Origin of the sequence: Schlesneria sphaerica, assembly GCF_044336245.1 — a bacterium.
Lineage (GTDB): Bacteria > Planctomycetota > Planctomycetia > Planctomycetales > Planctomycetaceae > Schlesneria > Schlesneria sphaerica.
This window is the reverse complement of the sequence record NZ_CP172346.1, coordinates 5,685,278-5,704,678: the sequence shown is the minus strand read 5'-3', so window position 1 is coordinate 5,704,678 and position 19,401 is coordinate 5,685,278. Positions and strand designations below refer to the sequence as shown.

Sequence of the window (19,401 nt, the reverse complement as noted above, 5' to 3'; positions counted from 1 at the left end):
GCACCTTACAGCGTTTCTTCCGGTTCATGACTCAGCTTCAGGGTGTTCGCGGGAACCATCTTCTGATTCGCCTTGTCCCATCCCATCATCTGGCTGGAACGCCAGCTTTCGTTGGCCATATTGACGGCGACGACACCTGCCATACCCAGTTCAATCGGGCAGTTCAGTGGTTCGCCGTTACGGATATGGTTATGCAGGTTGGTGTGATGCAGAGACTGATCTTCGCCCCCGGTCTTGGTATGTTCGGCCAGGACCTTGCCATCTTTATCCTTGGCCACCCATCCAGTCGGGGTGAAGAAGAGCGTGCCGCGGTATCCGCGAATGAGGTGATCGATCCCCACTCGGTTGCTCATGGTTCCGAGCACATAGACGGTCATTCCGCGAGGGTACTCACAAATCATTTCGATGTTGTCTGGCAGGTCACGACCATCTGGCCACTGCCAGATTCCCCCCATCCCGACGACACGGCGAGGATACAAGAGGTCACACGCTCGCATGATTCGGGTAATACGGTGAATGAACAGGTCGGTACAGATCCCACCGGAATAGGCTGAATAGCAGCGCCATTCGAAGTAGTGATGCGGATCCCAATCTCGCTTGGGAGCTGAGCCGAGCCAGGCCTGCCAGTCGAGATCCGCTGGCTTGGTGGGATGAGCGGCGATTTCCGCCGGGGTTCGCCATGGCCCTGCCTTGGCGTCGTAACGGCGGACGTATTCAATCTGGGCCTGGATCACCTTGCCGATCACCCCTTTGCGGATCGCGTCGCGTGCAGAAATGTAGCTGTCGTCTGACAACGCCTGCACTCCGATCTGCAGCGGCTGACCCGTCTCCTTCTGCTTCTTCATCACGGCCTGAGCTTCAGGGATCGTGTGCGTCATCGGCTTTTCGCAATAGACCGCTTTGCCGGCGTCCATGGCATCCATCGTCATCGTCGAATGCCAGTGTTCGGGTGTGGCGACGACGACGTAGTCGACTTCCTTCATGTCGAGCAGCTTGCGGTATTCGGTGAGTGCGTGATCGGCACCCACGAGTTCCTTGCCCTGGGCCGCGCGAGTCTTCCAGCAGTCGACCACTGCAATCGGGGCAAGATTGTTCTTTTCTTTGAGCCCATTCAGGACGTTCAGGTGAGCCGTACCGATCACCCCTGCACCAATGATTCCGACCCCGATCCGGTCATTGGCCCCCTTGACGCGAGCATAGCTTTGAGCTGTGAAGGAAGCCGTCGTCGCCAGGGTTGCAGCAAACGTCGTGGCCCCGGCTGTCGACAAGAACGAACGGCGGGTCAGAGGTTCGGTCATTAATGAATTTCCCACATTGAAGTCATTAAAACAGGGATGAATTCCTGCTATCAAAACAGGCCGTCATCGTAATCTCCGCTCGTTATCGGTTCAATCAGCACTGGCGGATGAGGCCATTGTCGCTCACGACCGTAACCGCGGATTCAACAGCAAAACATCGCGAATCACCGGGTTGACTTGAGCCTATTTTGCTCCACCTGGTTTCGGTGACTGATCGACCAGTTCCAGTGAACGCTCAATCAGAATTTCACCCGTCATTTCTCCCAGCGAAGTCCGACTGATGTAATCGTAGCGCGGAAAACTGTGGAAATCGACCTTGGTCAGGATGTAGCCGAAAGCGTCATTCGTCAATCCGAAGAGCAGGTTATGCTCACCCCGCATCTTCCGTTTCAGGTAGAAGCCGATATTGGGAAGTGCCTCGCCGGGAATCGTCAAAACTTGAGCGTTTCCGATATTGATGAGGTTGATCTGTGTGGTGATGCTGTGATCCGGATTGTGCGGATACTTGAGAGGTGACGTGATGATGATGGCCCACATCAGATCCGAATCAACCGGGAAGGTGACGTCGATCGCACGGCAAGTGAGGTCCGGGGCGGCCTGAACAGGAGCTTCTGCGACGATCCGGAGTGCTTCATCGGCCATCGTGTGCCCGATTCGGACACACTCATTCCAGGTTCGGTCATCATGCCAGTATCCACGTTGAGGATCCTTCGGACGGCTCAGATCTCGATTGTCGGCCGTAATCATCCCTCCCTGAGCTCCATTCATGAAGATCCCCGTCCCTCCCGTCTGCTCTTCAATGCGATCGCACAGAGGGCCGATCAGATCAGGGCTGAGCACCCCGATGCCAGAGCCCAGTACCTCGGGGTGGATGGCATAATTGACCAGCGTGACAATCGGCTTCCCGTTTTCGTCCACGGCCTGAATTACGCTCATGCGACGGTCGTATAAGTCAGGAGCATAGTAGTTATAGGCGATCTTCCCCTGGGCTTCGTCCGTGGCAATTTTCAGCCGCGCAGGCTTCAAATCATCAAGCGCTTCATTAATCGCTTCCGCCGCTTTGACGCAGACCAGGTCCATGTACTTCAAGTCGCCTGTGAATCCTCCACGTCCGTCGGCAAAACCGTAGCAGTCGGGTGCACTATGGGTATGCGTCGAACCAATCAGAATGTTCTTCGGGTCGATCCGCGGAACCTTCGCCCGGACACGATGACCGAGAACAGACGGAAACCCCAACAGGTCCAGACTGACTACGGCAACCGCTGTTTCGCCATTCTGAAAGACCACGGCTCGTGCCTTCAGGTCCCCCTGCTTCTCCCGAGCCGGTTTCGTCGGTCCGACTCCGCCCGAGACAGGTAGCAGCGGATCGGGAGTGATCACACGAGTTCCCGTGCCAACTTTGAATTCACCCGCCGTCGCTGCGGTCTGGCAGATCGACAAGACCAGAATCAGAATCAGCCGGAACGATCCGGCCGTCGTGCGGGTTCTCGAAATTTCCTGGCAGCCCGTCGCCCGATCAGCGGTCTTCAAAACGTTCAGCATGGTGTATTCCGCGAAGGATGATGCAGAAGGTGAGAAATGACGCAAAAGTCTACTCTGTTGCGTTCGCCGTCGCACCCGGACGTGCGCGGAGATTTGCTTGAGTCGCTTTTCCCCGCCCGTAACCGCACCGACGTGCAGGGACGTCGACCCGCGAAGGCGCCACGAACGATCCATTCGCTCCGAAGCTTCTGTTGTCGAGGGACTTGGAAGAAATTCATTGTCTCTGGAACGCGTGTGTCTCACCCACTTGTCAGGCGTTTTCCGGTTACGGCGGATTTCCTGCAAGGATTCCCCCGTTCCCTCTCCCGCGGTTCCAGATTTCGCTAAGATTCCGCTCGACCGAATCGCCGACGTTTTGTTGTATCGAAGGATCTGTTCTCGATGGCCGTGTTGTTGCAGATTAAGAAAGCTACGAAGAGTTATGGCAATCAAGTATTGCTTGATGAGGCAGAAGCAACGCTTTCTGAAGATGTGAAGTATGGATTTATTGGCCGAAACGGCGCCGGGAAGAGTACTCTGCTCAGAATCCTGCTTGGTGAGGAGGAACTGGATACCGGCGAAGTGACCCGCCATCCCAAGCTGAGAATCGGCTACCTCCGTCAGCACGATCCCTTTCTGCCCGGTGAGACGGCTCAAGAGTTTCTGATGCGGGACAGTGGCCAGCCCGACTGGAAATGCGGCGAGGTTGCCGGCCAGTTCGAACTCAAAGGGGCCTACCTTGAGGGGCCGATCTCGAAACTGTCGGGGGGATGGCAGACGCGAGTGAAACTCGCCGCCCTGCTCTTGCACGAACCGAATCTGCTGCTGCTGGACGAACCAACCAACTTCCTCGACCTGCGAACCCAGATTCTGCTGGAACACTTTCTGCGCGGATATCGCGAGGGATGTCTGATCGTCTCGCACGATCGTGCATTCCTGGGGGCGACATGCACCCACACCCTCGACCTGAGCCGCGGCAAATTGACCATGTTCCCCGGCAAGGTCGATGCCTTTCTGGAATACCAGCGTGATCAGAGGGAAATTCTGGAACGATCCAACGCGGCCGTGTTGTCCAAGCGAAAACACCTGGAAGAGTTCATCGCCAAGAACAAGGCGCGAGCCAGTACTGCTAACCAGGCCCGTTCCAAGACTAAGCAGCTCGAACGACTCGAACTGGCAGACATCGCCACGGATGATCCGACCGCACGAATTCGTGCCCCACAGGTGGAACCGCGACAGGGACCTGCCCTCCGCGCCCTGAATCTGTCGATCGGTTATCCCGAGAGAACCATCTCCAGTGGAATTGAAGTCGAAATTGACCACGGTTCCCGCGCTGCGATTGTGGGGGACAACGGTCAGGGAAAAACGACGTTCCTGAGAACAATCGTCGATTCGCTGAAGCCGATTGAAGGGGAAGTTCGTTGGGGGTATGGCTGCCAGATCGGTGTCTATGCTCAGCATGTCTACACGAGTCTTTCTGAAAAACAGACGGTGCTCGAGTACCTGGAATCCAACGCCGCCAAAGGGACCAAGTCGCAGGAAATCCTCGGCGTTGCAGGAGCCCTCCTCTTCCGTGACGATCATGTCCAGAAGAAAATCGGCGTTCTGTCCGGGGGCGAACGGGCTCGTCTGTGTCTCGCCGGACTGCTCCTTAGCCAATACAACATCCTCGTCCTCGACGAACCGGGTAACCACCTGGACGTTGATACGGTCGAAGCACTGGCCGATGCACTCGTGGCGTATAAGGGAACGGTGATCTTCACCAGCCACGATCGCCACTTTATGAAACGGGTGGCGACGAACATCATCGAAGTGCGCGACGGTCGTGTGACAAACTATGCGGGGAACTATGATGCGTACCTGTATTATGTGAATAAGGAAATTGACGACGGCGAACGTGAAGAAGCGGCTCGTCGTACAAAGCTCCCTCCCGGCGTTGCCAAACCGAACGACGTAGCGAAACCAGCCGCGAAAGAGGCTCGGAGAAACGAACGGGAAGTTCGCAAAGAACTTTCCACAATCGAAAAAACCATCGCCCGTCTGGACGATCAGAAAAAGGCTTCCAGTGCCAAACTGATGGAGACGACCGACGCAAAGGAGTCTTTGAGGCTGCATAACGAAGTCGAAGCGCTGGCGAAAGAACTGGCCGAAGCGGAAGATCGCTGGTGCCAGTTGCAGGAAGAACTCGGTGAAGATGCGTGGTAAACCGACGCACTCCACACGGCTTTTGTGGGGGAATCTCTCGATTTGAGACTCCCCCCTGTGGCCGCTGTGAAGTACGCCGTTGCACGACAGAATTACGATCGTCGGATAGATCAGAGATTCCCTCCCCTGAAGAGTTGAGCAGCCTGGTAACCAGAGAGCGTCATTACCCCACTGTGTCGGAGACTTTCGATGGTCTTTCGTTGGCTTGTGGTGTGTCTGCTGATCATTCTGCCCTTGGTCAGTTCCGCAGATGATTCCGATCATCCAATCTGGGATGCACGGATCGCTCCGCAACCCTTCGAAAAATCCCCCTTTCACCAGGTCAGGATCCCGGACTGGATCCAGAAAACAGTCGGCTGTGGCTACACGCTGTCGGTCATGGATGCTGCCGCGCGGACGGAAGCCGTCAGGCATGGTGTCACGATCAGCGAGATGGGGTTCGTCGATCCTTTCTACGTCTATTACGACAGCAAACTGCTGAAGCGTCGCAGCCCCCATGTCCCGACCGAGCGGTTGAATCAGGAAATCGCGGAATACAAGCGTCTGGGTGTTCGGATCCTGGGCGTCTACCCCCCTTGCCTGCAGGCGGAGGTCTACGAAGAGCATCCCGACTGGCGCCGTATCGCCACCAACACCACAGCCATTCCTCAAATCGACATGGAAAAATTCTCCCATGGCGGGATGCTCTGTCTGCTGGGCCCCTACGGCGACTTCATGATCGAGATCCTCGCAGAAATCGTCACCCGATTCCCGGATGTTGATGCCTTTAGTTTTGATGGTCTGCACTATGGGGGTGTCTGCTACTGCGAACATTGCCGGACGAACTTTCGAAATGAGACTCAATCAGAAATCCCTGATGCAGACCTCAACAACCCGGCCTTTCGCCGTTATCAGCATTGGGCTGATCGCCGGATGGAAAACCTCGTGCAACGGATGCAGGTTCGACTGAAGGGACTCAAGCCCGATCTCGGTCTGGTGACCTGGACCACCAACGCGGGACGCTGGGGACACTTCCTTTCGATCCCCCGCAATATGCCCGCACGGATGAACCTGCTGCTGGATGCCCCGGATCAGGAGTTCTGGCTCGACGAAACCAATCGAGGAACCACGATCGTTCCCGCCTTTGCAAACGCCTATATCTGGGCGACGACCAATCATCGAGTTGCCTTTAGCGAACCTTATCTCCTCAGTCACGGCAATCCCTATGGAAAAGACTCGTTCCCACCCCACGAGATTGAGCGGCGGATGATGCTGGCGCTGACCTATGGAGCTTCACCCAGCATCGGCGTGATTCAACCAAAGCATCTGCAACAGGAACTTTATGCGGTGATGGATGAGGTCCAGCGACGTAAACCCTGGCTCACCCAAAAGCAGCCCGAGCCCTGGGGGGCGATGGTCATGTCCGACAATACGCGCAATTTCTATGGCCGATCGGCAGGCAAGGTCGAAGAACGCTACATGGCCAATGTGCTTGGTCAGTTCCGTGCCGCACAGGAGGAACATCTGCCTGTGACCGTCATCAACGATTGGAACCTGAATCCAACGGATTTGTCCCGTTATCGTGTGCTGATCCTCCCTAACTGTGCCAGTCTTGACGAGACGCAGACAGCCGCGATCGACGAGTTTGTCCGAGAGGGAGGAGGTCTCGTTGCGAGTCTCGATACGTCTCTGTTCGATGAATACGGCGATCCCCGCAGCCGGTTCTCGCTGGCGGAGGTTCTGGGGGTGGAGTACCTCGGGTTGCCCGAAGCAGGGCCTGCTCCCGCCACCGCCGAGCTGGATGTGAATTTTTCCATTTCCATCGGTCCTGATTACTGGGAAAAACGAAAAAGTGTGTTTGATTTCCGGCAGGAGACGGATTCCTTTCTGAATCAGGGAAAGATGAAGACCTACGTCGGTCCCGATCCGGTGACCTTCAAAGGGCCCGCGGTCAAAGTCAAAGTGCACGATCCTGCGGCCAGTGTGATCGCAGCCATTACTGACAAATCGGCAGCCGGTTCACCTGCACTTCCCGCCGTCGTCACGCGGACTCACGGAAAAGGCCGGGTTGTCTACTTCGCGGCGGGACTTGATGCCGGCTATTACCTGTATGCTTATCCTTATCAACGTCTCGCCTTAGCCCATGCAATCCAGTGGGCCGCCTCCGCTCCTCAACCTGTGACGATTAAAGCACCGATGTGCATCCATTCCACGGTCATGCGGCAACAGGATGAAAATCGGAATCGACTGATCGTGCATCTTTACAATGATCTCAACACCACAGCGGCACATGCCTTTCCTAATGACGATGTGCCGCTGCGGGAAGAAGTGGTTCCCATTCATGACATCACAGTGACGTTATCACCTCAGTACCAGGTCCGCCGAATCCACCTGGAACCGGAGGGGCTTGATCTCAAACCCGAACAAACGCCTGAAGGAGTAACCGTCACGGTTCCCCGCCTCGACGTTCACTCAATGGTCGTGGTTGAACTGCCTTGAAACGCCAGTGATGGATTAGTTTATGAGATCTTAAGATCCTCAATGAAATGAGAATCAAGATAAATCGAGTCGGGATCAATCTGTGTTGTTTCGTGAATGATTCCCTTCATTTCGTCAAAGATTTCCTGGTCGGTTTTCGAGTTGAGATTTTTGTATGTTGCAACTGTTCCTGTCAGCTTCCGCGTGACCTCGCCATAGGTCATCCAGCCAACGGGCGGAATCGATCTGGCAAATGAAGTCAGGTACAAAGCCGCCATGATGAACAACGAGTTCAACAAGACGCCCAGCGGCAATAATAAGGGTTCCGTTCTTGCGACATAGGCCAAGGTTCCAAAGCTACTGGAAAAGAACAGCAGAGCGAGAAATCGGCGCATGAGTCGAGGCCTTCGCAAGGCCGGTGGCGTCGCGCCAAATACGTCCGAAAGCTTCCGCCAAAGCTCGCGACGTTCCTCTTTCGACAGCGACACCAGCAATAACTCTTTGGGACGAGCACGGAGTTGGGGCCGACCTGTTATCACGCGCACCAACCGTCGCAGTCGATGGAACTGAACCAGCGTCGGACAGGGGAAGGCACTCGCAGCAGTAATGCGGGAGCGGATCGCTCTGACAAAATCCCCTACAGTGTTAACGGATTGGAGCTCATCGAACTGCCAGGTGATTCCGAAGTGGTCTTCTACTTCCATTACAATTTCCACGTAATCAAGCCCCATTTCACATCATTCCTCAGCGATTCGTCTTCACGACATCTTTCTTTGGATTCCATCGTTCGTTCAAAAGAGTGGTCAGTTGCTCAACCCGCTCCGGAAACCTGGCGGCCTCATCCCGCTTTTCATGAGGATCTTCCGTCACGTGGTAGAGTTCCGGGGCCGCATCCGGGTGAGTGGGAACAATCAGCTTCCATTCAGCCTGTCGAATCCAGCGGTGTGTCACACTCAGTCCCGGTTTGCCTAACTCGACACAGTCGTGCAGGTAAATCTCGCCATAAACGTCGCTCCGATTAATGGGCTGACCTTCACGAATCAGCGGCAGCAGGTTCAGTCCGGGCAGTGACTCGGCAGGCAACACGTGGCAGGCGGCCAGAATCGTCGGGGCGAGATCAATGGTCGAGACTAGTTCCGTTCGGCGACCGGGGGTAATCCAGCCGGGCCGCCGGAAGATGATGGGAGTCCGCACGCCATCTTCATAGGGCGTATTCTTACTGCGTGTCAGAAACTGGTCCCCCTGTCTGACGGGACCGTTCGTCTGCAGCCAGCCATTATCGACCACATAGATGATGAGTGTATTCTCCTTGTATCCATGCACATCCAGCCAGTTCACCAGTTGGCCGCAGGTCTCATCAAACCACTCGCACATCGCCCAGTACTTCGCCTTTCTCAGATCCCGATCAGGCGACAGGTACTTTTCCAGGATGCGCTGCGGTGGATTGTGCGGCTCATGAGGCAGCATCGGTGCGTACCAGACGAAAAAGGGCTTCTCACCACACGCCGTGATGAAGTCATAAATCGGCTGCATGGTCTGTCTGCCGATCACCAGACCGTCGTCGCCGTGTCGCCCTTTGGTCGTCATTCCCTGAGTGAACCCGCCGTTCGAGAAATGCCCCTCCCAGAACTTCCCCGTTTGCAGGCTCTCATACCCCCGCTCTTTCAATCGCCGCGGAATTGTCGCGGCCTTGCCGAGGAACGGCAGCATCTCGCTGCGGTCAATCCCCTGCGGTGGATCGTTACAGCAGATCTTGTGCTGGCTGGCGTACAGGCCCGTCAGCAACGTCGCCAGACTGGCGCGACACAGGGATGTCGGCACGTATCCGTTAGGAAATAACGCTCCTTCTTCTGCAAGCCGATCGATATGCGGGGTCTTGACGACCTCATGTCCCATAAACCCATAGTCGGTCCAGCCCATGTCGTCACCGATCAGCATGACCACATTTGGCGGACGTTCCGCCGCATGGGCGATGTTTGTCGCAACAAACCAGACACAAGCGACAGCACCCGTGACAATCCAGGATGCGAATCGGTTTCGGACTAAACTCATGGGCAGCACCTCTGACAGAGCGTATCGGACAGAAATCTCTCGCGGGCGACTCGACCTGATCATCTTTCAGTTTACAATCCAGTATGCAAAATCACTCGACGGAATCTACGACGCCCGTTGTCTCAGATCGGACCACCGCTTCCACGAACGAAGCGAATTCGCTGGGAGGAAGCCGATCCCGCTTTGAGCTTTACCGGCGACAGGTCAAAGACAAACAATTGCCCAGCGGAGGAATTCATTCCTCCGGTCATGAGCGAAGTGCAAAAGACCGCGTCCGCTCAGCTCCGCAACTCGTCTGGGAGTTTTTCAAACTCCTCAAACCGTTCCGGTGGCAACTCATCTGGATCCTGGTTTCCGTGACGATTGCGACACTCATCGGCTTGCTCCCCCCTGCCGGGACAAAATTTATCATCGACTACGGCCTCACCGGCAGACGGCTGCCCGACTGGGTGCTGCAGCGGGTTCCCTCACTGGAAAATCCTCGCCGGTTGCTGTTACTGACCGTCGTGGCCGTTGCCGCTGTCTCGTTGATGAAGATCGCTGTGCATGTCTGGGGGCGCTGGTACGCCACCAAAATCTCGAAGCAGATCCAGCTCAACCTGCGACGACAGGTCTTCGAGCATGCGATTCGTCTCCCCCTGCATCGCATTCAGGAAATTCGGTCAGGTGGAGTCGCCTCGATCCTGCGGGAAGATGGAGGCAGTGTCGGGGAACTCGTTTTCGGAATGTTGTTTAATCCCTGGCGAGCCATCATCCAACTGGCCGGCAGTCTGTTCATTCTCGCATGGGTGGACTGGACTTTACTGCTGGGGGCCTTTGTTCTACTTCCCACGGTCTATTTCACCCACCGGGCCTGGATCAACAGTATCCGACCCCAGTTCCGCGTGATTCGCAAACAGCGTGAGCAGATCGATGCTGGCGCCACCGAAGCGTTCGCCGGAATGAGGATCGTTCGCGCCTTCAGCCGGCAGAAGCGGGAAGCCGCCCGCTTCACCACGGAAAACAATCTGATGGCCCGGCAGGAACTGTATGCGTGGTGGTGGATGCGGTTCATTGAAATGGTCTGGGAAACACTGATCCCGATCTCCAGCGCGGGTCTGCTGTTCTACGGTGGCTGGCGAGTTCTCGATGGACACATGACCGTCGGTGACCTGATGATGTTTCTGGTCTACCTGCTGATGCTGCTCGAGCCACTCGCCACACTCGCCCAAAGCGCTACACAATTTCAGAATAGCCTCAGCGGACTCGATCGCGTTCTCGACCTGCTGCAGGAGCCGCGCGAGATGCCCGCGTCGTCCCATTCTGTAAAAGCGGACCGCCAGCAGATTGCGGGTGAGGTCGAGTTCAAGAATGTCTCATTCACATACCCCGGTACGGAAGCTCCTGCACTGAGTGATGTCAATCTGCGGGTTCGTGCGGGACAGACCGTGGCTCTGGTCGGCCCGAGCGGTGCGGGCAAAACAACTCTCAGTAATCTGGTCGCCCGCTTCTATGATCCGACTTCGGGACAGGTCACACTCGATGGACGGGACCTGCGTGACTACGACGTCGAATCGTTTCGGTCGCTGCTCGGGGTCGTTGAACAGGACGTCTTCCTGTTCGACGGAACCATCAGCCAGAACATTTCGTACGCGCGACGCGATGCGACCCCTCAGGAAATTCGTGCCGCGGCCGAAGCCGCAAACGCCGCAGAATTTATTGACCGACAGCATGACGGTATGCAGACCGTGATTGGCGAACGAGGCGTTCGCCTCAGTGGCGGACAACGCCAGCGGCTGGCGATCGCTCGAGCAATTCTCGCGGACCCTAAACTGCTGATTCTGGACGAAGCGACCAGCAATCTCGACACCGAGAGCGAACGCCTGATTCAGGAAAGTCTGGCCAAACTGATGCAAGGCCGCACCAGCTTCGTCATCGCTCACCGCCTCAGCACCATTTCCAGTGCGGATCTGATCGTCGTTATGGAAAACGGCCGGATCAGTCAGACTGGCAGCCACGCGGAGCTGATGAGTCAGGGGGGAAAATATCGTGCGATGGTCGAGCAGCAGATCCACATGACGCTCGGCACAATCTCGTCAGACTCACCCCGAGCGGTGTCGGCAGTCTCTCATCATGAAATTGCCAAAGAACATTCCGCGCACCGACGGCCGTGAGGGAGCCGAAACCTCCCAGTCCCCCTCCACAGCCGCATTTGACCACGCAAAGCAGAAATGAAATGCGCGCTGCGCGCGAGTGAGCATCTTGAGCACCTAATCACGAAACCCCTGTTTTTCAGGGGCTTGGATTAGATGCTCAAGGTTGAGCAACTTGAGCACCTTGAGCATCTAATCGGGAGTCCAAAAGTAGTCCCGCATTCTCCCCGGACGAAGGTCTGCGTACCGTGATTCCACGCACGTTTTCTCATTTCTGGTCCCCCCTTCCCGTCACACAACAAAGATCAGTCCCATTCGGCGAAACCAGCGCGTCTCGCTCGTCACCGGATTTTCATGCCCGTCATTCGGGTGAAACCGGATCAGGCGTTGCAGGCAGCACGAATCTCGCCCTCCCTGCCAAGGACTCGATCTGTTTATGTTACAGTATCTATAAAAGACGTCACGAGAAATTGTCGCATGTTCGGTTGTAATGCGAGCAACAATAGCAGTCTTCCCGATGGGGGCGTGCGCTGATTAAAGGGTAAGAAACTGATTGCATGCGGTGTGGCGGGGTGACGATGACCGGGTGGCCCAGACGTCGCTTTGGACGTCTGGGTTGTCATGCAACAAGAGGGATCGAAGCTGGTCGCCTGCTACAAGTCGCATCTCGCCTCCCATGAACCTGCCGGGCGGCAGGAAAGCGTTGTTCGGAGCGAGGTTGCGGACATCATCTGATGATGCCGTAGGTGCTCGCGCCTCTTGTCGCACGAGAACGTCACGAAGTGGATCTGCTTCTCAGCGGCGTAAACGCATCTTTCAACCATGGTGGGCAGAGGAAATTTGCGTGCGGTGATCCTAAAAAGGGAACGCTCATGGCGTCACATCATGTCGCTCCGCGACCCAACCGCTCTGAACAGGCGGTCGGGACACCCTGCGTTTAAAGCTATCTCTATCGGGGTTTAAACCTAATTCACAAATTCTCTGTACCGAGTTGCTCACGCATTTTTCTGAAAGCAGCGATCTCCTCATCTGATCTGCGGTAATAGTGCGCAATAGTTCCGTCCAGCAACTCCCTCGTGTCTATAAAAGCGATCTCTATCGGCAATTTCCAATAGGCCATACACTCGCGAATGCGTTGCAAGATTCTCTCTCGACGCCTCTTTCCGATCTCGGGATGCTTAAATTCGAACTTGCCGAAGTCGATATCAACTGGCCTACTCATCAAATCCGCTAGTATTTCTACACGGAATCCGTTGTCTTCTTTGTATGATAGCGCATGTACACATATCATGGTTATGCTAAATCCTTGAATCGGTTCTTATAGACTGGTTCTATTGAGCGATTCCTCCTTTGCATTCCCTCAGTTTTCTATTGTAACCACGTTCGCTGGGTGGCCCGACCGCCTGTTGAGGACGGTCGGGTGCCGGAGGCACAAGGTGCAATATCGTCGGCTGCCCACTACAGATCCGTGGTGAATTCATCATCCGCTTCCAAACCAGGCGGCCACCGAATCGGTGAACCAACAGATTTCTGTTCAAAGTACCAGCGAGCCGAACTCCACGGCCTGTCCCTGGCTTGTTCCAACAACCCGGCCCGAACGGGATTCATGTGAATTGAGTCCAGCTTTTCTTCCACCTTGGCCCGCGACCCATTGTTGAATCCGCAGTCGCATGCCTGCCAGCTTGGTTCGGTGGAGTCAATCTGGGACCAGTCGCTCTGGAAACGCTGGGGCAAGACGGTTTTTAATGATTTCGAAGTCAGTTCCTTCCACTTGCTCGTGAATGGACTCAATCGCTACGTTTCCGGGAACCAGATGAGAACATGAACGTGATCCGGCATGATCACGAATCCCCAGGCAAAGCCCCTGATGCTGTGCCCGTCGACTGCTCATGTTGCCAATGATGATTTTCTTCGCTTGATCATGCTGCAAGTGCTTGCGCCTCTTGTCGCACGAGAACCTCACGAAGTGGATCTGCTGCTCAGTGTCGTAAACGCGTCTTTCAACCATGGTGGACAGAGGAAAACTTCGTGCGGTGATCCCAAAAAGGGAACGCTCATGGCGTCACATCATGTCGCTCCGCGACCCAACCGCCCTGAACAGGCGGTCGGGCCACCCCGCGTGGCGAAATCACGGATCCCGCGTGAGGTTCGGTGCTCACTCAAGCCGATCTTCATCGATGCACTGTCCCCGTGACCGGATCACCATTGCTGCATTAGCTTACTCAGCAGCTTTTGCTTGTTTGATTAACGTGATAATATCAGCACATCAAACATAGCTTCCAGCCGACCACTCTCATCAATAAAGTTCCCCGTGTCAATTCGCGCAGGCATGCGCTTTTCATAGTTCACGCGTAGCGCTTCCATATCCTTGAGTACCGAGTCTTCAATTACCTTGTGTCGCAAATGCTGGAGCTTCTTGGCATTTTCCGCATCTCCCATCTCCGCCGCCAGTATGGACAGACGATCGATCTGCCCCGGATTTCTCCATTCTGACAATCGACATGCGGCCTCCACCTTCTCAAACGTGCGAGCCCATTCATCACGACCAGGCTCACGCACATCAACTTCGGCAGAAATTCTGTCGATCAGTTCACAACGTCCCTCCAACAGACGGGTGAATTGTTCTTTGGCTGCCCTGATCGCTTTCTTCTGAAGCCGTTCAGCTTCATCAAACTCTTGCAATTCCGCTTTAGCCGCCGCGAGGATATCGTTAGGAATAAATTTGACACCCCCCGGCAGGTTTATCGCCAGTTTCGCGTGCTTATACGCAAGACTTCCGTCTCTTTTCTCGTCACAAGTCGTTGTAGACAGGAACTGTGAGAGCGCCATATGTGCACGGGCTTCTTGCGGCCTTTCTTCAGCCCACGCCGTCAAATCCTGAAGCTGCTTCTCATACTCTCCTAGAGAAGCCCACAGCTTGGCCCTTTCTCCCAAGACCATGGAGTCCGTCAACCCCTGAGAGATGGCCTCGTCCAACTGATCCAGTGCCTCCTTGATTCGCCCGAGGTAGAACAGTCCCCGTGATCGTTGTGTATATGCAAAATCCAACTTAGCCTTCCTTTGTATCAGGTGCTCCGTATCGGTGAGCAATTCTTCGTAGCTTTCGTTCTTCAGATGCATACGGCAACGAGACATGCGACACTCTGGACTATCTTCCAGTGAAATTGCGCGAGACAACTCTGCGATACCCCTGTCGCTTCGCCCTAATATTCCATGGCTCAGCCCAAGAAACCTCCATGCCTCGGACGAGCTTGGATTGAGCTCAACCGCCTTAATTAGAAACTCCGTTGCTTCATTATACCTGTCTTTTCCAGCCAGCATCGCTCCGCAATTCATGTAGGCATCAAAGTAACCTGGACGCAGATCGACGGCATTACGATATTTCTTCAGCGCCTCGTCAGGCTTATTAAAAAACCACAGGATATCGCCATGATTCTTTATATATGTTGCATTTGTTGGATCCAACTTCTGCGCTTCAACGATATCATCGAGCGCACGTTCGTATTTCTGATTGTGCCAGAAAGCGAATGCGCGACACCGAAACGCCTCGGCACTTCGTGAATCGGACTCGATGGCTGAGGTGTAATACTCGAGTGCTTCCTCGATTAATACAACATCGTCAGTATTAACCGTGCCTCGGTTTGTTGTGAGCGTGCGTCCGTCCACAGCGAGCACCGTAAACGGCAGGGAAAAACTCTCTGCCCCGATCACTTTTCCTTCAGACGACACCTTACAGCCAATACGTGGCATCACTGGTTTACCAACCAGCGTTTCTTCGCCGACGGTTGATCTCGCCATAAGTACGACGACGATAATGTGCACCATGCCACGGTGAACTGAGCGATACATCTTCAATCCTTTGAAAGAAGTGTTGAGTCGCGACCCAACCGCCCTGAACAGGCGGTCGTGTCACCCTGCGTTGAGACCGGCGATGTTCTACCGTTTCTCCATGTCCTCGATCAACAATCGCGCGCGTTGCTTTTCTGCACGAATCGATGTACCAGTTCGAAGATTTGGTCACCTTCTCTTCCCCCTTCGCATCCGTAAACGTCACTCAATTGGCTGATGAGGACGTGCTGTTTCTTCGTGAGTGAGTCGAGTTGTTGAACTCGCGTTCCCCAGTCTTTGGAGATGTGCCGATTGGGAAAAAGCGAGTGCAGAGCGCGGACGACGCAGGCAGAAACGATCGCTTCGACGCGTTCCAGGGAAATGAGTGTTTCGTAGGCATAGTCTCCGGTTGGGTTCCTGAGCCATTGATCAAGCCCGCCATTGATTACTTCTCCATCAAACTGATTTATCAACCAGATGGCTTGTTCCGCTTTTGAGAGTTCTGGCAGGAAGTCTTCCTGGGTGATCTGGGGGATTCGGTGATCGCAAATTCGAATATATTCTTCAAGAACAAAATCGTCGTACGGTATGTATGACATGTTGGTATCAATCCCAAATTGCCAGTTTGGTCACACTCTGCGCTGGGTGGCCCGATCGCCTCTTGAGGGCGGTCGGGTGCCGGAGGCACAAGATGCAATATCGTCGGCTGGCCATTACAAATCCGTGGTGAATACCTCATCCGCTTCCAAACCAGGCTGCCACCGAATCGGTAAACCAACAGACTTCTGTTCAAGGTGCCAGTGATCCGAACTCCACGGCCAGTCCTTGGCTGGTTCCACCAACCCCGGCCCGAACGGGATTCATGTGCCTGTCGTCCCGTTTTTCTTCCACCTTGGCCCGCGACCAAATATTGAAACCGTAGTCGCGTGCCTGCCAGATGGTTCGGTAAATCAATCGACAACTGGCTGATTGCAGATCAAAGCTTGCAACTGTCCCCAAGCGAATCCTCATAAGCGGCGCAGCTGAAAACATGCTCCTTTCAGCATTTATCAATGCCTGTGGGAATTGGTGGTTGACGAGCGTCTTTCAAAAGGCGGCATTGTTCCGAATGCCGAACTTCGTCAAGAACTTCCTTCACGTTCCCCCTCTGAAGAGCCTCTTGAATTGCGTTTACGGCCCGAAATCGTTCTTCGAAATAATCGGGCAAGTCCTTTCCGTTGTGCGTAAGTCGTCTGAATATATCCAGAAACTTTTGTGCCGAAGCTAATCTGCCTAAGTAGGCATTTAGTGCAACAAGTGTGTGCGCATCCGGAATTGTGTCAATAGCAGACTTTTCACAAAAATGACAAACTTCGATCGCGTTCAGTGGAGAAGCAATTGAAGGGACAAACTGTTCCCGCATCGCTTTACAAACTCTCTCAGATTTCGAATCGTGATCACGGGGAAACACTTCTCTCAATGGATAGTCAAGAAAGCTGAACAGCATACCTGAATGTTTCGCGACCAAAACAGATACCGCCGTGGCAGGTCTGTAAGCTCCACCTGACAGCCTCTCGAACCAAACTTGTTGTGCAACCGGCCCCGAGATTCTTAAGAAGCCTTCCCCTCCCACTTCGGTCCATCCTTCGAAGAGTGGTCTATACGCTTGAAGATATGGACGCAGCTCTTTTTTGGTCATTGTTTTTAAATTGAGCGCCATTATGGTCTCACCTCTATAACGCGAAGTGTAGATGCATTTTTAAGACCTGATTGTTGCAAGAACTACTCTGGCAGGAAATTTGCGCACCGATAAGGGAGAAAAGAATCCTTTACATGCGAGTTATCCTGTCCATGTGGCCCCAGCGATGGCCGCCGAATACGAAAGGGTCCAGGATGTTGCCCAGCCATTTCTCGATGATGCCCAGTGGATCAGAGTTTATTCCAAACCTGTCTTATCGAGTAAGTTGTTCTACATACACAATGTCGTCGCCGTCATCACCCAAGCATGCTTGAAATTCGCTGTCGATTTCGAGGGTTTTGACGCCATCAGGCTTAAGGAACTCCTTGAGAATTTCCTTGTCTCCTATTCGTCGCGTAATCATACGTGTCTGAAGATCAATGACCTCGTACATCGCTACTCGACCACGATCAGAGATCCACCTGTTCGGTACATCATCAAGATCGTCGTAACCGATTCCCAGGTAGCGGCCATCTGCAGACGATTCGATCCGGCACAACACTCCGCTCAAATTCTGTCTTTGCACTTCTCCGATCAGCCGATGAGGTGGTTTGCTTGTAATCTGGTAGGTTCTAAATTGATCGGCGGCAATGAAGCCGAGAGTTCCCGAGCGACTATCGACAGTAAAGTTGAAAACTCCCAGGGTTGACCACGGCTCCGTTGAGCGCGCAAGGGCGCCGGTGGGAAGCAGAAAATTACCGTGGATGGACTCATCACCTGTTTCTAAATCGATCCGTCGAAGCGACTGGTCTTTGAAGAGGACCCACATTTGATCGGCAGCATCTAAGAAATAGAAGTGTACCGGCGGGTTGTCGTTGTTTGAGCGACAACAATGGAACTGAGACTTTGCCGTTAGACGAAGCACATGGATTCCATGTGCTTCGTCTAACGCAATGAAGTATCTTGAGTTGGGAGAAAATCCAATTCGGCATCCTCGATACATGACCGGGTGCTGACCAGTTGCCCACCACGGGAACGTCAGCTTGGCGTAAGAATTCCACGGTCGCTCGAACTTTGCATTCGCACCATCTTCCGTGGACGTTCCGTAGAACTGCATCTCCCATAGCGGAATTGCTTCACTTGCGTCCCAGATCGAGTACCTCAAGGTTCCACGGCTGACGTCGTATAGCCCTTGGGTGGCTTCGTCAGGATCGAGCCGTGCCCCGTTGCGGTGAGTGTCGATAGGAATTGACGCAGCGCGAGCCCTCGAAGGAGTCCACCCGTTCTCGCTTGCCATTGCCGCGTATTTCCCGTCAGGCGAAGTGATAATGTGTTCTGGACGCGGTGTGTGGTAGCAAGTTCGCTCAACGTTTCCAGTGCTGGGTTTAAGGAAGATAACGCAGTCTCCGGGATCCTTTCCAGGTCGATGCATTATACTTGACTTCCCCATGACCCCTGCTCCCACCGAACAAATTATGCGAGCACCTTCAGTTGAGGTCCTCGCTATAGCGACACCTCCGATGGTTTGATCCGTGGCAATATGGGGGAGATCAAACTGACGGCCACGGTAGTGTACTGTAATACCGCCAGAGAAGTCGCCAGGAGGCAGTGCGTCTTGTGCTGTCGAGTCGAGCCCCCCAGCAGCATAAGCCACGATACAAAATAAGATCCGGGATATGACGGGCGCAATGGCACCTCGTTTATGCGGACGAAAATACCTACTGTCCTCACTACGGCAGCATTTTGTGGACACTTCTGGACAGGATGGGTAGGCAATGGTGAATCTGTTCAATCTGAGCCGAGCAACTGTCAACATGCTGTGTCCCTGTTAGTTCTTTATGAAACCGCCTCGAGACCTATCACCGTGTCCCTCGAAGTCTCTCAATAGCGTTAACTTGAGTTTTCTCATTAGCCATATCTAGTTCTATCGCTTCGATTGCAGGCAAGGCAGACTTTGCCGCGGGTCCATATTTACTCAATCGGTCCAGAGCATGACAGACTAAAGACTCGTTATCACTGTAAAGGTTGTCGATGAGCAATTTGATCGAGACCTGTTCGTATTCTTTGCTCCCGTGTTGCAGAATTCGACTGGAGAGAACGCCGAAGACGAAGCACAGAAGACAAACCAAAGGAAAGGTATGCTTACGTGACATTTCTGCGCCATCCATTAACGCGGTGGAGAATCGGGTAAGGCGGGACAATGGTTTTCAAAGCAAAGTCCACAGATGCATCTTGATCCGTTCAAGAGGAA

At 54.2% G+C, this 19,401-nt stretch carries 14 protein-coding genes; 4 read left to right on the top strand and 10 right to left on the bottom strand.

All coding sequences use genetic code 11. From position 1 onward, the window contains the following. Positions 1 to 5 precede the first annotated feature (5 nt). Entirely contained in the window at positions 6 to 1,298 is a 1,293-nt protein-coding gene (locus ACGY09_RS20675; RefSeq protein ID WP_373653025.1) for a Gfo/Idh/MocA family protein, read from the bottom strand. Positions 1,299 to 1,481: 183 nt separating this feature from the next. Then, a complete protein-coding gene (locus ACGY09_RS20670) occupies positions 1,482 to 2,840 on the bottom strand; it encodes a hypothetical protein (protein ID WP_373653024.1) in 1,359 nt (452 codons plus the stop codon). 381 nt (positions 2,841 to 3,221) lie between these two features. Between ACGY09_RS20670 and ACGY09_RS20665 the strand changes: the two genes are divergently transcribed. Both ACGY09_RS20665 and ACGY09_RS20660 read left to right on the top strand, forming a co-directional pair. Next, positions 3,222 to 5,024, top strand: a complete 1,803-nt coding sequence (locus ACGY09_RS20665; RefSeq protein ID WP_397569256.1) for an ABC-F family ATP-binding cassette domain-containing protein — start codon at positions 3,222 to 3,224, stop codon at positions 5,022 to 5,024. A 189-nt stretch (positions 5,025 to 5,213) separates the two neighbouring features. Beyond that, on the top strand, positions 5,214 to 7,502 hold the full coding sequence (locus ACGY09_RS20660; RefSeq protein WP_397569255.1) for a beta-galactosidase trimerization domain-containing protein: 2,289 nt from the start codon (positions 5,214 to 5,216) through the stop codon (positions 7,500 to 7,502). 20 nt (positions 7,503 to 7,522) lie between these two features. On the opposite strand, the gene ACGY09_RS20655 is transcribed toward ACGY09_RS20660, so the two are convergent. Together ACGY09_RS20655 and ACGY09_RS20650 are read right to left on the bottom strand one after the other, a co-directional pair. Further along, entirely contained in the window at positions 7,523 to 8,185 is a 663-nt protein-coding gene (locus ACGY09_RS20655; RefSeq protein ID WP_397569254.1) for a hypothetical protein, read from the bottom strand. Between the two features lie 40 nt (positions 8,186 to 8,225). Continuing rightward, on the bottom strand, positions 8,226 to 9,533 hold the full coding sequence (locus ACGY09_RS20650; RefSeq protein WP_397569253.1) for a sulfatase: 1,308 nt from the start codon (positions 9,531 to 9,533) through the stop codon (positions 8,226 to 8,228). An 83-nt stretch (positions 9,534 to 9,616) separates the two neighbouring features. Here ACGY09_RS20650 and ACGY09_RS20645 point away from each other — a divergent pair, with 83 nt between their 5' ends. Next, on the top strand, positions 9,617 to 11,686 hold the full coding sequence (locus ACGY09_RS20645) for an ABC transporter ATP-binding protein (RefSeq protein ID WP_397569252.1): 2,070 nt from the start codon (positions 9,617 to 9,619) through the stop codon (positions 11,684 to 11,686). A 1,437-nt stretch (positions 11,687 to 13,123) separates the two neighbouring features. On the opposite strand, the gene ACGY09_RS20640 is transcribed toward ACGY09_RS20645, so the two are convergent. Beyond that, the gene (locus ACGY09_RS20640; RefSeq protein WP_397569251.1) at positions 13,124 to 13,456 is read right to left on the bottom strand and encodes a hypothetical protein; all 333 of its coding nucleotides are present in this window, start codon (positions 13,454 to 13,456) and stop codon (positions 13,124 to 13,126) included. A gap of 46 nt (positions 13,457 to 13,502) precedes the next feature. Between ACGY09_RS20640 and ACGY09_RS20635 the strand changes: the two genes are divergently transcribed. After that, a complete protein-coding gene (locus ACGY09_RS20635; protein ID WP_397569250.1) occupies positions 13,503 to 13,859 on the top strand; it encodes a hypothetical protein in 357 nt (118 codons plus the stop codon). A gap of 50 nt (positions 13,860 to 13,909) precedes the next feature. Here the strand turns inward: ACGY09_RS20635 and ACGY09_RS20630 are convergent, their stop codons facing one another. The 5 genes from ACGY09_RS20630 to ACGY09_RS20610 form a co-directional block, all read right to left on the bottom strand. Further along, positions 13,910 to 15,514 carry a tetratricopeptide repeat protein gene (locus tag ACGY09_RS20630; protein WP_397569249.1) on the bottom strand — a complete coding sequence of 535 codons (1,605 nt, stop codon included), beginning with the start codon at positions 15,512 to 15,514 and terminating at the stop codon, positions 13,910 to 13,912. A 110-nt stretch (positions 15,515 to 15,624) separates the two neighbouring features. Beyond that, positions 15,625 to 16,092, bottom strand: a complete 468-nt coding sequence (locus tag ACGY09_RS20625; protein ID WP_397569248.1) for a DUF4375 domain-containing protein — start codon at positions 16,090 to 16,092, stop codon at positions 15,625 to 15,627. Positions 16,093 to 16,282: 190 nt separating this feature from the next. Next, positions 16,283 to 16,492, bottom strand: coding sequence for a hypothetical protein (locus ACGY09_RS20620; protein ID WP_397569247.1), 210 nt, complete (start codon positions 16,490 to 16,492; stop codon positions 16,283 to 16,285). 40 nt (positions 16,493 to 16,532) lie between these two features. Continuing rightward, a complete protein-coding gene (locus ACGY09_RS20615; protein ID WP_397569246.1) occupies positions 16,533 to 17,192 on the bottom strand; it encodes a hypothetical protein in 660 nt (219 codons plus the stop codon). Positions 17,193 to 17,424: 232 nt separating this feature from the next. Continuing rightward, a complete protein-coding gene (locus tag ACGY09_RS20610; protein ID WP_397569245.1) occupies positions 17,425 to 18,267 on the bottom strand; it encodes a hypothetical protein in 843 nt (280 codons plus the stop codon). Between the last annotated feature and the right edge of the window lie 1,134 nt (positions 18,268 to 19,401).

What these genes read in the sequence shown, in the direction of transcription:
- ACGY09_RS20675 (WP_373653025.1), bottom strand. Translation starts at nt 1,298, where the DNA reads ATGACCGAACCTCTGACCCGCCGTTCGTTCTTGTCGACAGCCGGGGCC.
- ACGY09_RS20670 (WP_373653024.1), bottom strand. Translation starts at nt 2,840, where the DNA reads ATGCTGAACGTTTTGAAGACCGCTGATCGGGCGACGGGCTGCCAGGAA.
- ACGY09_RS20665 (WP_397569256.1), top strand. Translation starts at nt 3,222, where the DNA reads ATGGCCGTGTTGTTGCAGATTAAGAAAGCTACGAAGAGTTATGGCAAT.
- ACGY09_RS20660 (WP_397569255.1), top strand. Translation starts at nt 5,214, where the DNA reads ATGGTCTTTCGTTGGCTTGTGGTGTGTCTGCTGATCATTCTGCCCTTG.
- ACGY09_RS20655 (WP_397569254.1), bottom strand. Translation starts at nt 8,185, where the DNA reads ATGGAAGTAGAAGACCACTTCGGAATCACCTGGCAGTTCGATGAGCTC.
- ACGY09_RS20650 (WP_397569253.1), bottom strand. Translation starts at nt 9,533, where the DNA reads ATGAGTTTAGTCCGAAACCGATTCGCATCCTGGATTGTCACGGGTGCT.
- ACGY09_RS20645 (WP_397569252.1), top strand. Translation starts at nt 9,617, where the DNA reads ATGCAAAATCACTCGACGGAATCTACGACGCCCGTTGTCTCAGATCGG.
- ACGY09_RS20635 (WP_397569250.1), top strand. Translation starts at nt 13,503, where the DNA reads ATGATCACGAATCCCCAGGCAAAGCCCCTGATGCTGTGCCCGTCGACT.
- ACGY09_RS20630 (WP_397569249.1), bottom strand. Translation starts at nt 15,514, where the DNA reads ATGTATCGCTCAGTTCACCGTGGCATGGTGCACATTATCGTCGTCGTA.
- ACGY09_RS20625 (WP_397569248.1), bottom strand. Translation starts at nt 16,092, where the DNA reads ATGTCATACATACCGTACGACGATTTTGTTCTTGAAGAATATATTCGA.
- ACGY09_RS20615 (WP_397569246.1), bottom strand. Translation starts at nt 17,192, where the DNA reads ATGGCGCTCAATTTAAAAACAATGACCAAAAAAGAGCTGCGTCCATAT.
- ACGY09_RS20610 (WP_397569245.1), bottom strand. Translation starts at nt 18,267, where the DNA reads ATGCAGTTCTACGGAACGTCCACGGAAGATGGTGCGAATGCAAAGTTC.